This is a genomic window from Comamonas testosteroni (assembly GCF_000761245.1).
Classification (GTDB): domain Bacteria; phylum Pseudomonadota; class Gammaproteobacteria; order Burkholderiales; family Burkholderiaceae_C; genus Comamonas; species Comamonas testosteroni_C.
Genome location: NZ_AWOR01000001.1, coordinates 148,965 through 164,544 on the forward strand (window position 1 = coordinate 148,965; position 15,580 = coordinate 164,544).

Annotated in this window: 11 protein-coding genes; all 11 read left to right on the forward strand. The window is 64.9% G+C overall.

Annotated elements, in window-relative coordinates; all coding sequences use genetic code 11:
* Window positions 1–20 precede the first annotated feature (20 nt).
* Entirely contained in the window at window positions 21–1,607 is a 1,587-nt protein-coding gene (locus P353_RS00625) for an ABC transporter substrate-binding protein (RefSeq protein WP_034365356.1), read from the forward strand.
* Complete coding sequence (locus P353_RS00630; protein ID WP_052084620.1) at window positions 1,604–3,136, forward strand: amidase; 1,533 nt, start codon at window positions 1,604–1,606, stop codon at window positions 3,134–3,136. Before P353_RS00625 ends, P353_RS00630 begins: the two co-directional genes overlap by 4 nt.
* Entirely contained in the window at window positions 3,133–4,356 is a 1,224-nt protein-coding gene (locus P353_RS00635; protein WP_034364229.1) for an acyl-CoA dehydrogenase family protein, read from the forward strand. The genes P353_RS00630 and P353_RS00635 overlap by 4 nt, the downstream gene beginning before the upstream one ends.
* Window positions 4,357–4,397: 41 nt before the next feature.
* The gene (locus tag P353_RS00640) at window positions 4,398–6,023 is read left to right on the forward strand and encodes an ABC transporter substrate-binding protein (RefSeq protein ID WP_034364231.1); all 1,626 of its coding nucleotides are present in this window, start codon (window positions 4,398–4,400) and stop codon (window positions 6,021–6,023) included.
* 31 nt (window positions 6,024–6,054) lie between these two features.
* Window positions 6,055–7,140 (forward strand): ABC transporter substrate-binding protein, encoded by a 1,086-nt coding sequence (locus P353_RS00645; RefSeq protein ID WP_034364233.1) that lies wholly within the window; start codon window positions 6,055–6,057, stop codon window positions 7,138–7,140.
* Window positions 7,137–8,033 (forward strand): NAD(P)H-binding protein, encoded by an 897-nt coding sequence (locus P353_RS00650; protein ID WP_034364235.1) that lies wholly within the window; start codon window positions 7,137–7,139, stop codon window positions 8,031–8,033. Before P353_RS00645 ends, P353_RS00650 begins: the two co-directional genes overlap by 4 nt.
* Window positions 8,034–8,155: 122 nt before the next feature.
* Window positions 8,156–11,029 carry an Hsp70 family protein gene (locus P353_RS00655; protein WP_034364237.1) on the forward strand — a complete coding sequence of 958 codons (2,874 nt, stop codon included), beginning with the start codon at window positions 8,156–8,158 and terminating at the stop codon, window positions 11,027–11,029.
* Window positions 11,030–11,224: 195 nt separating this feature from the next.
* The gene (locus tag P353_RS00660; RefSeq protein ID WP_034364238.1) at window positions 11,225–12,253 is read left to right on the forward strand and encodes a Bug family tripartite tricarboxylate transporter substrate binding protein; all 1,029 of its coding nucleotides are present in this window, start codon (window positions 11,225–11,227) and stop codon (window positions 12,251–12,253) included.
* 58 nt (window positions 12,254–12,311) lie between these two features.
* A complete protein-coding gene (locus tag P353_RS00665) occupies window positions 12,312–12,692 on the forward strand; it encodes a DUF2809 domain-containing protein (RefSeq protein WP_198529015.1) in 381 nt (126 codons plus the stop codon).
* Between the two features lie 57 nt (window positions 12,693–12,749).
* Window positions 12,750–14,024 carry a nitrate regulatory protein gene (locus P353_RS00670; RefSeq protein ID WP_034364242.1) on the forward strand — a complete coding sequence of 425 codons (1,275 nt, stop codon included), beginning with the start codon at window positions 12,750–12,752 and terminating at the stop codon, window positions 14,022–14,024.
* Window positions 14,025–14,283: 259 nt separating this feature from the next.
* The gene (locus tag P353_RS00675; RefSeq protein WP_034364244.1) at window positions 14,284–15,558 is read left to right on the forward strand and encodes a CmpA/NrtA family ABC transporter substrate-binding protein; all 1,275 of its coding nucleotides are present in this window, start codon (window positions 14,284–14,286) and stop codon (window positions 15,556–15,558) included.
* Window positions 15,559–15,580: the final 22 nt, after the last annotated feature.

Genomic DNA, 15,580 nt, shown 5'->3' on the forward strand with positions numbered 1-15,580 from the left:
CTTTCTTGCTGAACTCTCCCATGCATACCATTTACAAGCCCATGTTCTGGGCTCTGCTGTCCGTGATTACTGCGGGCGCTCATGGCCAGACGCCGGCCACTCCCGTCAAAGGGGGCACGGTGACCGCGGTGGTCGCCCAGGAACCCACCTCGCTGGTATCGTTTCTGGACACCAAGACCGACAACCGCGATCTCAGTGCCAAGATCACCGAAGGCCTGCTGCGCTATGACGCTCAGTTCAAACCCCAGCCGTTGCTGGCCACATCCTGGAGCATCAGCCCTGACGGCCTCAGATACACCTTCAAGCTGCGCCAGGGAGTGAAGTTCCATGACGGCCAGGATTTCAGCTCGGCCGATGTACGCTATTCGCTTCTGACCCAGAAAAAGCTGGGGCCGCGCGGCCGCATCACGCTGCAGAGCCTGGAGCGTGTGGATACGCCCGATCCCCACACGGCCGTGCTGGTGCTTTCCAAACCGGCGCCTTTTCTGCTGAAGTCGCTGTCGTCGGCAGAGCTGCCCATCGTTCCGGCCCGACGTTACGGCGATGCCGATCCGCTGACCAGTCCCAACATCACGGCCCCCGTGGGCACCGGTCCCTTTGTGTTCGATCAATGGGTGCGCGGCAGCCATGTGATCCTCAAGCGCAATCCGAACTACTGGCGCCAGGGCGTGCCCCATGTGGATCGCGTGGTCTTCCGTTTTGTCCGTGATCTCTCGGCGATCTCTGCGGCCGTGGAAACAGGCGAGGCCGATATCGCCCAGAACCTGAGTCTGGCCGATCTCGGACGCCTGCTGCAAAAGCCCGCGCTCAAGCTGGATGCGAGCTATGACGCCTTTCTCAACAACGCGTCCTTTCTTGAATTCAATGTAGAGAATCCGGTACTGGCCAAAGCCGAGGTGCGTCATGCGATCGCCCACGCAGTGGACCGCCAGTTCATCGTCAACAACGTCTACTACAAGCAGGCGGAGCTGGTGAACTCGCCGATTCCCAAGGTGCTCGCCGGCTATTACGACGACAGCAGCTTCAAGTACGGCTTTGATGTGAACCGCGCCAACCAGTTGCTCGATGCTGCGGGCTATCCGCGCCAGGCCAACGGTCAGCGCTTCAGCGTCCGGCTCAGCTATATCCCCGGTGCCCAGTTCAAGCAGACGGCCGAATATCTGCGCTCCGCACTCAACCGCGTGGGCATCAAGGTGGACATCCTCGATGGCGACCTGCCGACTTTTCTAAAGCGCGTCTATACGTCACGCGAGTTCGATCTGAACATCAACGGCCTGGGTCGGCTGTTCGATCCCTCGGTGGGGGTGCAGCGCATCTACTGGTCCGACGGCATCAAGAACCCGCTGATCTGGATCAATGCCTCGCATTACAACAATCCCCAGGTCGACGAGCTGTTCCGCCAGGCTGCCGTCGAGTTGGACGACAGCCGGCGTGCCGCACAGTTCCGCCAGATCCAGCAGATCGTGGGACGGGATCTGCCCGTCTATCCGCTGGCCACCGTGCCATCGGCACTGCGCGTGCACAGCACCCGCGTCCACGGGCTCAACAACAGCATCGACCTGACGGCGGGCGACTTCTCCGATCTCTGGCTGGAGCCCCGCAAATGACCGCCGTGAATCTCTCCCTTCCCACGCCGGCCGATGACGGGCTTGAATCCCTGGTCTTTGCCAGTGCACGCGAGCAGGCTCAGGCCCTGGCCGACGGCCGGGTCACGGCCGTGGCGCTGCTAGAGCAGGCGCTGGCGCGCATGGAGCGTCATGAGGCACAACTCAATGCAGTGCCCGTGCGCGCCGTGGTCCAGGCTCGCAGCGATGCGCTGCAGGCCGATGCCGCCTTGCAGCGCGGCGAGCGAAGACCGTTGCTGGGCGTGCCCATCACAGTCAAGGAGAACTTCGACGTGGCCGGCCTGGCCACCACCGTGGGCAACCCCGACTTCCAGGACAATATCGCGCGCCAGGATGCTTTGGCCGTGGCTGCGCTGCGCGCGGCGGGAGCCGTGCTCATCGGCAAGAGCAATGTGCCGCATTCCCTGGCCGATCTGCAAAGCTACAACACCATCTACGGCACCAGCCGCAATCCCTGGGATCTGCAGCGTACGCCTGGTGGATCTTCGGGTGGCGGCGCGGCTGCCGTGGCTGCAGGCTATGTGGCTCTCGAGCTGGGCACCGACATAGGTGGCTCGGTACGCATACCCGCGCATTTCAACGGCATCTTCGGGCACAAGACCAGCTATGGGCTGATCTCCATGCGCGGAGCCGGAGCGCCCCAGGGGCGCTTCAGTGCACGTGATCTGTCGGTGGCCGGGCCGCTGGCGCGCACCGCACAGGATCTGGAATTGGCACTGGACCTGTTGCTGAACCTTGACCCGCTGGAGGCCAAGGGCTGGAAATTCACGCTGCCACCGGCGCGCCACCGGCAGCTCAGGGATTTCCGCGTACTGGTGATCGACGCCTGGCCCGGGACCGATCCCAGTCTTTCCGAGCAGCTCGTCATGGATCGCTTGCTCCAGCGGTTGCAAGCCGAGGGCGTGACGCCCGTGCTGTGGCGCGATCTTCCGGCGGTGCTGCGCCCCGACCTCGGGGAGCAGCACCGCACCTATCGCAGCCTGCTGGGCGCGTCGGTGGCGAATCCGCCGCCGCTGTCGCCGGCGCAGCGCAAGCGCCTGGCCGAGTTGGCTGCGGATGATCGCAGCGCCGAGGCGGCCTTGCTGCGCGCGCCCAGCCTGCCGCATGCGACTTGGCTGCAGGACAACGAGCACCGCCATGCCCTGCGCCATCAGTGGGAGCAGCTGTTCACCCACTTCGATGTGCTGCTCAGCCCTGTCGCCCCCACGCCGGCCTTTGCGCACCAGCACCAGGAGCCCAAGGAGGAGCGCCGCTTTCCGGTGGCGTATGCCGACGGCATTCGCCAGCTGGGGTTTCGCGAGCTCTTCAACTGGGCGGGCCTGCCCGTACTGCCCGGCTTGCCGGCGACCAGTTTCCCGCTGGGTCTGGACGACGACGGGCTGCCCGTCAGCGCCCAGGCTGTTGGTCCGTATCTCGAGGACCGCACCACGATCGCTTTTGCCCATGCGTTCGAGCTCGCGCATGGCGGCTTTGTGGCACCGCCGCTCCACAGCCTGGAGGTCGTGGCATGAGCGAAATTGTGCAAATGGAGCGCGGGCATCTCTCGCCTGACCAGGCCAGGGGCGCAACCGCACTGCAGGCGCCGGAGTTAGTGGCCAGGGCCGCAGCGCTGGCCGTGCAGCTGGCCGCGCTGGCCGGTGCTCACGATAGCAGCGGCGCACCGCCCGCGCCGCAGTTTGCGTTGCTGCACGAAGCTGACCTGCTGCGCCTGACGATTGCGAAAGAGGCTGGCGGCCATGGTGCGGGCCTGGCAACGGCACGCGCGGTGGTCGGAGCCGTGGCCCAGGGCGACCCTGCGGTGGCGCTGATTCTGTCCATGCACTACAGCATGCATGCGGCGATAGCGCGCTCCCAGCAGGCGGGTTCGGGGGAATGGTCTGCGGCACTGGCGACCGAGCTGATTGCTGCCAGTCTGCAAGGGCCTGCGCTGCTCAATGCGGCCCAGGTGGAGCCTGAGCTGGGCTCGCCCTCCCATGGCGGTTTGCCTGCGACAAGGGCCCGGCGTGTGCAAGGGGGCTGGCAGCTCAGCGGGCACAAGATCTATGTCACGGGCGGGCCGTTGCTGGCATGGATCAGCGTGCTGGCGGTGACCGACGAGGATAAGCCGCGCCTGGGCAGCTTTGTGCTGCCGCGCGGCACGCCGGGCTCGCGTCTGGTCGAGACCTGGGACCCCATGGGCATGCGTGCCACCGTCAGCCAGGATTTGCTGCTGGAAGAGGCCTGGGTGCCCGACCACCATGCGGTGGGCCTGCGCCCGGCCGCTGATGGCCTGCAGCGCGAGGCGCATGGTATTGCCTGGTATTTCAGTCTGGTGGCCAGTGTCTACGATGGCGCGGCGCGCGCTGCACGCGACTGGCTGGCCGAATTTCTCAATCACCGGCGCCCCAGCGCACTGGGCGGTGCGTCCCTGGCTTCGCTGCCCACGGTGCAGGAGAAGTTTGGCGAGATCGAAGTGCTGCTACAGGCCAGCGACTGCCTGCTGGACAGCCACGCACGCGCCTATGACGCGGGCTCTGCTCCCGACGGACTGGCGGCCGTGGCCAAGCATGTCGCTGTGGAAAACGCCGTGCGCGCCGCCACGCTGGCTCTGGAGTTGGCCGGCAACCACGGTCTGGCACGTCGCAATCCGCTGGAGCGTCATCTGCGCAATGTGCTTTGCAGCCAGATCCATTCACCGCCCAACAACCTGATTCGCAGCAATGCCGGCCGCGCGGGCCTGCAGCGCCGCTAGAGCGCGCTCTCCGTCTGTTTTCCACTCCGACTGCCTTCACCATGTCCGCTGATCTCGACTCTTCTCCGGCCTCGCGCCGCAGCTTTGTGCTGGCTGCTGCAGCCTCCGGCCTGTCCTCCATCGTTCCCTCGGTCGGCTGGGCCCAGCAGGAAAAGCCGCAAAAAGGCGGCACGCTGACGCTGCTGCTGTTTCCCGAGCCGCCGACATTGACCACGATTGCACATACGGCGGGTTCGTCAGTGACGATATCGGGCAAGGTCACCGAGGGCCTGCTGACCTATGACTTCAACCTCAACCCCCAGCCCCAGCTGGCGGTGTCGTGGACCATCAGCCCCGACGGCCTGCTCTACAGCTTCAAGCTGCGCCAGGGTGTGAAATGGCATGACGGCAAGCCGTTCACGTCGGCCGATGTGGCGCATTCCATCGCCTTGCTCAAGGAGTTCCATCCGCGCGGTCGCGCCACTTTTGCCAGCGTCTCCGAGGTCCAGACACCCGATGCGCACACCGTGGTGCTCAAGCTAAGCAAGCCGATTCCCTATCTGATCACGGCGCTGGCGGCCTCGGAATCGCCCATGGTGCCCAAGCATCTGTATTCCACGGGGCGGGCCGATGCCAATCCGGCCAACAATGCACCGGTGGGGACCGGGCCTTTCGTGTTCAAGGAATGGGTGCGCGGCAGCCATGTGATTTACGAGCGCAACCCCCATTACTGGGATGGCGACAAACCGTACATTGACCGGCTGATCGTGCGTTTCATTCCCGATGCAGCGGCACGCACGGCCGCGATTGAAAGCGGGCAGGTGCAAATTGCTCCGAGTTCGCCGGTGCCCTTCTCCGAAGTCGATCGCCTGCGCACCAAGCCTGGCCTGAGCTTCGAGACCCGGGGTTATGAATACATCAACACCGTTTATCGTCTGGAATTCAACCTGGAGCACGAGGCCTTGAAGGATCTGCGGGTGCGCCAGGCCATTGCCCACGCGATCCAGCGCGAAAACCTGCTCAAGGTCGCCTGGTACGGTCAGGGGCGGCTGACCTCGGGGCCGGTCCATCCCGCCCTCAAGAAATTCTATGTGCCCGACCTTCCTCAACTGCCCCATGACCTCAAGGCTGCCGAGAAGCTGCTGGACGATGCCGGGCTGCGGCGCGGCAAGGCTGGTGGCAATTGGCGCATCCGGCTGCATCTGACGCCGATTCCCAACGAGGGCGGCCAGCGTACGGCAGATTTTCTCAAGCAGGCCCTGGGGCGCATAGGCATTGACGTGCAGATCAACGGCCAAGACTTCGCCACTTACATCAAGCGCGTCTACACCGATCGTGCTTTCGATCTGCATGTCAGCGCCATGAGCAACACCTTCGACCCCACCGTGGGCATACAGCGGCTGTACTGGTCAAAGAACTTCAAGCGCGGCCTTCCTTTCTCCAATGGAGCCCACTATGTCAGCCCCGAGGTGGACCGCTTGCTGGAGTCCGCAGCCGTCGAGGTCAACGAGCCGCAGCGCATCCGCGATATCGCCGAGTTCCAGAAGCGCATCGCCCTCGATCTGCCGGACATCACTTTGGTCGCGCCGCATATCTACACCATCGTCGACAAGCGTGTGCGCAACCACACGGTGGGCGCCGACGGCGTGGCTGGAAATCTGGCAAGCGTGTGGCTGGCAGCGTCCTGATTCTTTCACCGTCTCAATCAAGGAGAAACGCATGAGTTCCACCCACAGCACGGCGGCTCAGCCGCAATCCCTCTGGTATACCCGCTGCCCCGTGCCGTCCCCGCTGGGGATTGCCGCGCAACAAGGCTGGCTGCAGTCGGCCTTTGCTGAGCTGGGCATTGGTGTGGAGTCGATTTTCGACTCCAAGGACCGCAGCGTGCGAGAAAGCCATTTCGACCATCATCTGTCATGGTCCTTCCGGCAGGGCGGCAATATTCCTCCGATATGGGCGCGCGCCAAAGGGCGCGATACCCGGCTCGTCGCCATCACCTGGACCGACGAGTTCCAGGCGCTGATCACGCTGCCTGGTCGCGGCATTCATGCGCCCGAGCAACTGGCCGGCAGGCGCTTTGGCGTACCAGCCCGCGTCAATGATCTGATCGACTTCCACCGCGCGACGGCACTCAAGGGGCTGGTCTCCGGCCTGTCGTTGGCTGGCCTCAGCCATCGCGATGTGGAGCTGGTCGACCTGGTGATCGAGGAGTCCATCATCCAGGAGCAGGGCACGCCCAGCCTGTTCGGCCTGCGCCGCCGCCACCCTTATTTCCGCGAAGTCGAGGCCCTGGTGCGCGGCGAAGTGGATGCGATCTTTGTCAAAGGTGCCGAAGGGGTGTTGGTGGCCAATCTGATTGGCGCTCAGATTGTCAGCGAGTTCGGCCGTCACCCCGACCCGCGTGTGCGCATCAACAATGGCACGCCACGTACGCTGACCGTGGATGCAGCCCTGGCCGGGCAACGCCCAGACCTGGTGGTGGAACTGCTGCGCGTGGTGCAGCGCGCAGGCCGCTGGGCCGAAGCCCATCCCGACGAGACGCTGCGGTTTGTCGCGAGGGAGATCGCCACCAGCGAGGAGGCGATCCTGGCTTCCAACGGGCCCGATGTGCACCGCCATCTGGACATCAGCCTGAAGCCAGAGCTGATTGATGCCATTGGCTATTTCAAGGACTTTCTGCTCGAATGGGGATTCCTAGCAGCTGACTTTTCCCTCGCGGACTGGGTGGACCAGAGGCCGTTGGCCGCCTTGCTCGCCCAGCAGTCCGCTGCTGCCGAGCGGCCCGAGGCGGCAGTCAGCGCATGAGCAAGAGAGCAGAACCCAGAGTTCTGGTCAGCGGTGCCAGTGGGCGGCTGGGGCAGTTGCTGGTGCCGCGTTTGCTGGCACGTCATGCGCGTGTGCGCGTGCTGGTGCGCTGCGCCGCCACGGCACGCTCGCTATGGGGTGATGCGGTGGAGATTGCCGAAGCCAGCTTCGATGAGCAGGCCTCCTTGTGCGAGGCCTCGGCCGGGGCGGACAGCCTGTTCCTGCTCTCGCCCATAGGCCCCGCGCTGGCCGCGCAGCAGTTGCGCGTGATCGAGGCCGCGCAGACCGCCGGTCTGTCTCATATCGTCAAGCTTTCGGGTTCGGACTGGACGATAAATCCTTCTGGTCTTTCGCTGTCGGGCGATGCCCATGGCCATGTTGAGCAGTTTCTGCAGGACAGCGGCATCTCGCATGTGGTGCTGCGCCCCAATGCCTGGATGCAGGTGGGCTTGAGCCGGGTGGCCGGCGATCTGCGCGAGGGCGATGCGATCCGCTGCCACCATATCGGCGCCGCTGTGTCCTATATCGATGCCAGGGACATTGCCGACGTGGCCGTGCAGGCGCTGCTTAATCAGAGGCTGGTGCGCCAAATGCGCGAGCGCGCGCCCGGCCCGTGGGTGCTGACTGGTGGGCAGGCGGTGGGCGCGCAGCAACTGGCGCAGATCGCTTCGTACCACCTGTCCCGGCAGATTCGGGTGGAGGCGCCATTGCCTGCGCTTGCGCAGGACCCGTTCATTGCTCGGGTGCATGGCCAGTTCTTTGCTCTGATGAACGAGGGACATGCGGCCGCGGTGACCGATACCGTCAGACTGGTGCTGGGGCGCGAGCCACGCAACGTGGCGGATTTTCTGGCCGAACAGCTGCGTGCAGTGCCTATCGCTCCATTGTCCTGAGCAGGGTCCGATACCGCAGGGATGGCGGGCTGCTCGTACCATTTCGCAATGCTTCTTGCATAGAGTTGCTACGATCAAGAATCCGGATGGCGTTTTCCGGGTTCTGCGTTTTTCGGCTCTCTATGAATTTACCGTCTCCCCTCTATGTCATCGGCATCGACCTGGGCACCAGTCACACGGTCGTGGCAAGCGTTGCGCTGGACGGTGCGACAAGCGATATCGCGCTGCTCGATATTGCCCAGCGCAACACGGCAGGTGAGCTTGTGGCCCAGCCTCTGCTGCCTTCGGTGCGTTACCAGGCGGCAAAGGGCGAGCTGGGCGAAGCCTGGCAGCAGCCCTGGCCGCCGCAGGGCGCGGATGAAGCTGCGCCTGCCGTCATAGGCCGCTGGGCGCGAGATCTGGGGGCTGCCGTGCCGGGGCGGCTGGTGGCCAGTGCCAAAAGCTGGCTCTCGCATACCGGCGTGGATCGCACGGCCGCCATCCTGCCCTGGGGGGCTGGCGAGGACGTGGCCAAGGTATCGCCGCTAGCGGCGTCAAGCTCCTACCTGGCCCATGTGCGAGCAGCATGGGACCAAGCGCACCCCGAAGCGCCGCTGCACCTGCAAAGCGTGGTGCTGACGGTACCTGCTTCATTTGACGAGGGCGCGCGTGCACTGACGCTGGAGGCCGCGCAGATGGCAGGTCTGCCGCGCGTGCAGCTGCTGGAGGAGCCCAAGGCCGCGTTTCACGACTGGCTGGTGCTGCAGGGCGATGAGCTGGCTGCGCAACTGGTTGACAGCCGCCTGGTGCTGGTGGTGGACGTAGGCGGGGGTACTACCGATCTGACGCTGATTCGCGTGGATGCAGCGCCCGACGGCGGCCTGCCCACGCTGACGCGCACGGCCGTCGGCGAGCACCTGATGCTGGGCGGCGACAACATGGACCTGGCGCTGGCCCATCAGCTTGAGCCGGCGTTTGCGGCCAAGGCGCCAGACCCGGGCCAGAGGCTGTCCGTACAGCGCTTTGCCCAGCTGGTGCAGCGCTGCCGCATGGCCAAGGAGCAGCTGCTGGCGCAGAACGCCCCCGAGCAGATCGGCATCACCTTGCTAGGGGGCGGCAGCAAGCTGCTGGCGGCGACTCAAAGCGTCACGCTGACCCGTGAGCAGGTGCGGCAGTCGGTGGTCGACGGCTTTTTGCCGGTCGTTCAGATCAGCGATATGCCCGCCAGGCGGCAGGGTGCGCTGCGCGGCTTTGGCCTGCCCTATCCGGCCGATGCGGCCATCAGCCGTCATCTGGCGCATTTTCTTGCCCAGCATGCGAGTGGGGGCCTGCCCGATACCGTGCTGCTCAACGGCGGCGTGTTCCACGCCCATGCCATGGTGCAGCGTCTGACGGAGCTGCTTGGCCGCTGGCGCGGCAGTCCGGTGCGCGTGCTGCACAACCCGCACCCGGACTGGGCCGTGGCGCGCGGTGCGGCGGCCTACGGGCTGGCTCGCCATCAGGCAGAGCTGGCGGTGGCACAGATTGCTGCGCCCAATCAGCCTGCAGCACGGGCCGGGCAAGCGTCGGCAGCGATCAAGACCGTGGTGCCGCGCATTGGCGGCGGCTCGGCGCGCAGCTACTGGCTGCTGCTGCCGGGCAAGAAGGGCGAGGCTCCGCAAGGCCTGTGCCTGCTGCCGCGCGGCACGGAAGAGGGCGTGCGCATGGTGCTCTCGGGCCGGCGCTTTGCGCTCAAGCTGGGCCAGGCCGTGCGTTTCAATTTGCTGGCCAATAGCCAGAGCAACGCGCCCGCGCAGGCCGGCCAGATTGCACCTTTGACCGGCGATGGCTGGGTGGAGCTGCCGCCGCTGGCCACCGTTCTGCCGGCTCCTGAAGGCCGCTCTGCTGCCCAGGTCGAGGTGCAGCTGCAAGCCTGCATGAGCGAGGTCGGCACGCTGGAAGTGCGCTGCGTCGCCGTGCAGGATGCGGGCCAGTCCTGGCTGCTGCCCTTTGCTGTACGCGGTGCTTCGGCTTCGCAGCCCATCGCTGACAGCGCGGGTGAACCAAGCGCTGAAGGCCCAAAACAGTCTGATTCTCTGGCAGCCAGGCTGCCCGAAGCCGTGGCGCTGGTGGAGCGCATCTTCGGCACGCAGGCGCAGGAGGTGACGGCCCGGGAGGTGCGCCAGCTGCGTCAGTCGCTCGAAAGAGTCCTCGGCCCGCGCGAGGGCTGGGAGCTCGGCCTGCTGCGTGCCCTGTTCGATGCGCTGCTGGCCCGTGGCAGGCGCCGCCGCCGCACCGCCGACCATGAGCGCGTCTGGTTCAATCTCGCTGGCTGGTGTCTGCGCCCCGGTGTAGGGGCGCAGCTCGATGGCTGGCGCATAGACCAGGTCTGGTCCTTGTATGGCCAGGGCCTGGGTCATGCCAAAGAGGCCGCCAACTGGACGGAGTGGTGGGTGTTCTGGCGCCGCGTGGCTGCGGGTCTGAACGAGGCCCGGCAGATGGAGCTGCTCGAAGACGTGGCCGGCCATATGCACAAGGCCGTGCAGCAGAACACGCGCGGTAAATCCAGTCATGGCAGCTATGACGACATGCTGCGCCTGTTCGCGGCCATGGAGGCCGTGCCCTGGCAGTACCGCCAGGAAATGGGGCAGTGGATGCTGCAGCGCCTCAGGCGCGAGGATGAAACCGTGCAGACCTGGTGGGCCATAGGCCGCCTGGCGGCACGCCAATCTCTGGCCGCGAACGCCCATTTGGTGATGCCGCCCGAGGCGGCGCTGGAGTTCCTGAACGCCACGCTGGCACAGGACTGGCGCAAGAACGAAACCGCGATGTTTGCTGCCGTGCAGATGGCCCGCATGACGGGCGACCGCGTGCGCGACCTGCCCGATGCCGTCAGAGCGCAGGTGCTGGAGAAGATGCGCAGCAGCGGTGCGCCCGAGCGCTGGATGACCATGGTCGAGCAGGTGGTGCAGATGGAGGCCGAGGATCAAAAGCGCAGTCTGGGCGACAGCCTGCCGCCGGGGCTGGTGCTGCTTTGAAGAGACCGTCCCGCTGCGGCCAGGCTTTGGGGCACGGCATTTGCAGGAGGCTGCCCCTGCCAAAGACGATGGCTGAACAGTGAGTGCTGTTCAGGCCGCCCGGCGAGCGATGCAAGAATGGCTTGTTGCATGGGACGACAGGCCGGCATGGAGGGCTGGCAGCATCCATGTCCACCACCACAGGAAATTATTGCCATGAAGTTTGAAGAAGTTGCGCGCACCGAGATGGCGCGAAACGCTGTTTTTATCTCTGCAAACCAACGCCGCTCGCTGCTGCTGGCGGCGGTGGCTGCCGTGGTGGTGGCACCTCTAACGCAAGCACTGGCGCAGGGCGGCAACTGGCCTGCCAAGCCGATTACCTTTGTCGTGCCCCAGGCACCTGGCGGTGCCAACGATGTGATTGCGCGTGCCGTGGCCCAGGGGCTGGAGAATTCGCTGGGCCAGCCCGTCATCGTGGAAAACCGCGCCGGCGCCAACGGCAATCTGGGCACGGGCCAGGTGGCGCGCAGCGCGGCCGACGGCTACACCTTTCTGGTCACGGCCCAAAGCGCCTACACCATCAATCCGGCGCTGTATTCCAGGGTGCCGTTCGATCCCATCAAGGATTTCACTGCCGTGATGCAACTGGCCGTCGCGCCTTATCTGCTGGTGGTGAATCCGAATTTCCCGGCCAAAAATCTGGACGAACTGGTGGCCTATGCCAAGGCGCACCCGGGCAAGGTGGAATACGCTTCTGCCGGCAACGGCACGCTCAACCATCTGCTGGGCGAGATGCTGAAAAAGCAGAAGAACGTGAACCTGCTGCATGTGCCTTACAAGGGAGCGTCGGCTGCCGCCACCGATGTGGTGGCCGGCCAGTTGCCGGTGACCTTCGGCAGCTTTCCCGGCGTGATGCCTTTTGTCAGCAGCGGCAAGCTGCGCGTGCTGGGCGTGGCGTCCGACAGGCCCACATCGCTGGCGCCCGAGATCCCCGTGCTGGGCAAGGGCCTGGCCGTGACCAGCTGGTATGGCTTGTTTGCACCGGCCGGTACGCCGCAGCCGGTGGTGGACAAGCTCTATCAGGCCGTCAAGACCGTGCTGGCCAAGCCCGAGATGGCCGAGCGCCTCAAGACTCTGGGCGCCGAGCGCGTGGAGTCCACGCCGCAAAGCTTCAAGGCCATGCTGCCGGCCGAGCTGGCGTACTGGAAGCAGGTGGTCAAGGACTCCGGCGCGCATATCGACTGAAGGGGACGACAGCTTGTTGATACATCTGGCCTCTGCCGGGCCCTTTCGTCGCTCACGGATGGTGTTGACCCTGCTCATTGTGGCGGTCATCGCCATCGGGCTGGCCTCGCGCCGGGGCTACGTGCCCTTTCCTGCCGTGCTGGGCAACTATCCGGGCGATGCGCTCTGGGCCTGGGTGGTGCTGCTGTGCGTGGCCTGGCTGCGGCCGGCCGTCACGCGTGGCAAGCTCATGGCCTGGTCCCTGGTCATTGCCTTTGCCATCGAGTTCCTGCAGCTCTATCAGGCCCCCTGGATGCAGGCCCTGCGCGCCAACAAGCTGGCCTATCTGGTGCTGGGCAACGGCTTCGATCCGCTGGATCTGCTGGCCTATGTCGTGGGCATAGGGGTGGGCGCCATGGTGGACCGGCTCTGGGAGAGGCGCCAGCGTCGCCTTGCGTGAGATGGCATGAAATGTGCTGATCGTCCATGGCATCAACATGACGACAAGCACTACCCCATGAAAACGCCTCTGCACTATCTGGTGGCTGCAAGGCAAAGCGAGATTGCCGAGCTGGAGCAGATCAGCCGCGCCAGCAGCCTGGTGGCGAGCGTGTCCGAGCTCGTCCATGCGCTGCAAAAAGAGCGCGGTCTCTCGAATATTTTTCTGGTCAGCGGCGGAGCACAGGCGCAGCAGAGCCTGCTCGATCATGGCCGGCATGTGGACCGTGTCATGGAGCGGGTCTGCCTTGCGCTTGAAGAGCTGGGCGCGCGGGCGCCGGGTGCGCATGGCGCTCGTCTGTTCAATGCGATCGCCAATGCGCTGCAAGGCTTTGAAGCCCTGCCGCTGCTGCGCCACCGGCGCGATGCGCTGCAGCTCAGTGCCGAGGATTGCACGCAAGCGCTGATTCGCATGATTGCGGCCTGTCTGACCGTGGTGTTCGAGGCGGCGGACAGCGCTTGCGATCCCGATATCGCGAAATTGCTGGTAGCGTTGTTTCATTTCATGCAGGGCAAGGAGCTTGCGGGCCAGGAGCGCGCCACGGGGGTCGCGGCGTTTACCGCAGGGGTCGGAAGGACGGAGCGTCAGCGCCATTGGCTGCATCTGATCGAGTCGCAGGAGCGCTGCTTTCAGGTGTTTGCAGACTTCGCCAGTCCCCCGGGGATGGAGCGCTGGCAGCAGCAATGCGGGGCCTGTCCCGATATGACGGTGATCGAGCGGCTGCGGCGCCTGGGCTGCACGGCCGGTGACGGCCTTGCGCTGGACCGCAGCCTGAGCTCGCCGTGGTTCGAAGCCTGTTCCAGCCGGCTCGATGCCATGCACCAGATTGAGGCATTTCTGGCCGAGGAGCTGCAGTCCCAATGTCTGCGCAAGCTGGAGCAGGCAGGTGCCGCGCTCTGCCAGCAACTGGCGCTGCTGGAGATGCAGCCGCAGCCTGGGACCCGCGCCGAAGCGGCTGCGGCCTTCCTGGGAGCCACGCAGTCAACTGCCTCCTTGCCTGCAGAGGGTGCGTACGGGTTGCAGCTCGAGAAAAGCATTGTCTTGCTGGTGCAGGAGCAATCCATGCGCCTGCAGGACATGCAGACCGAAATCGACAAGGCACGCGCCACGCTCAAGGAGCGCAAGACCATAGAACGCGCCAAGGGCGTGCTCATGAACTACCGCCAGCTCAGCGAGGGCGATGCCTACAAGCTGCTCCGCCAGACGGCCATGAACCAGAACCGGCGCATGCTGGATGTGGCCGAGGCCATTCTGGCCACGGCGGACCTGCTGCCGGGCAGCACCAATGCATAGCGCTTGGCAGCGCTGTGTTTGTTGCGCTGCACCAAATATGGGCCAAAGCCGCAGGCGCAAGGCGGCTCCGCCTCTGATCAAGGCCTGGCATGGTTTGTGCATGACTGTTGATGTCAAGCAGACCAAAGGCGGTCGCGCTTAAAGCGTTATTACGAGTGACCTGGGACAACGGCGTCCTTTTCTCCTCACACCCGAGGAGGGAAGGGCGCCTTTTTGTTTTCCGGATCGCCTTCACCACGATTCTTGATGGAGTTTTCTCATGAGCCAGCGCCTTCCTTCGTCTACTGCTCCTGCGCCCGAGCCCGTATCTGCCGGCGGCCGGCGTGAGTTTCTGCGCGTGGCCGGCGCTGCCGCCCTCTATGGCACGCTGGGCCACCATGGCGCCTGGGCCGCAGGCTCCGACGCACCGGAGAAGAAAGAGGTCAAGATCGGCTTCATCCCGCTGACCGATTGCGCCAGCGTGGTCATGGCCTCGGTGCTGGGCCTGGACCAGAAATACGGCGTGAAGATCGTTCTCAGCAAGGAGGCGAGTTGGGCCGGCGTGCGCGACAAGCTGGTCAACGGCGAACTGGACTTCGCCCATGTGCTCTACGGCCTGGTCTACGGCCTGCACCTGGGCGTGGGCGGCCCCAAGAAGGACATGGCCGTGCTCATGGGGCTGAACAACAACGGCCAGGCGATCACGCTGTCCAAGGCACTGGCCGACAAGGGCGCGGTGGACGGCGCCAGCCTGGCCAAGGTCATGGCCAGGGAAAAACGCGAATACACATTTGCCGGCACCTTCCCCACCGGCACCCACGCCATGTGGATGCATTACTGGCTGGCGGCTGCGGGCATCAACCCTTTGTCCGAGGCCAAGCTGATCACTGTGCCGCCGCCCCAGATGGTGGCCAATATGCGTGTGGGCAATATGGATGGCTTCTGCGTGGGCGAACCCTGGAACCATCGCGCCATCATGGACGGCATAGGCATCACCGCCAATACCACGCAGGACATCTGGAAGGACCACCCCGAGAAGGTGCTGGGCACCACGGGCGAGTTTGCGCAGAAGAATCCCAACACCTGCCGCGCCGTGATGATGGCGATTCTGGAGGCCGGCCGCTGGATCGACGCCAGCCTGCAGAACAAGACGAAGATGGCCGAGACCGTGGCCCAGAAGTCGTACATCAACACCAGCGTGGACGCCATCAATCAGCGCATTCTGGGCCGCTACCAGAACGGCCTGGGCAAGACCTGGGACGACCCCAACCACATGAAGTTCTTCAACGACGGGGCCGTGAATTTCCCCTATCTGTCGGACGGCATGTGGTTCCTCACCCAGCACAAGCGCTGGGGTCTGCTCAAGGCTCATCCCGACTATCTGGCCGTGGCCAGGCAGATCAACCGCATCGACCTCTACCAGCAGGCGGCCAGCCAGCTCAAGGTCAGCGTGCCCAAGGATGTGCTGCGCACCAGCAAGCTGATCGACGGCGTGGTGTGGGACGGCAGGAACCCTGCCCAGTACGCCGACAGCTTCAAGATCAAGGCCGCCTGAGGCCGCCACCTTAACGGAGAAC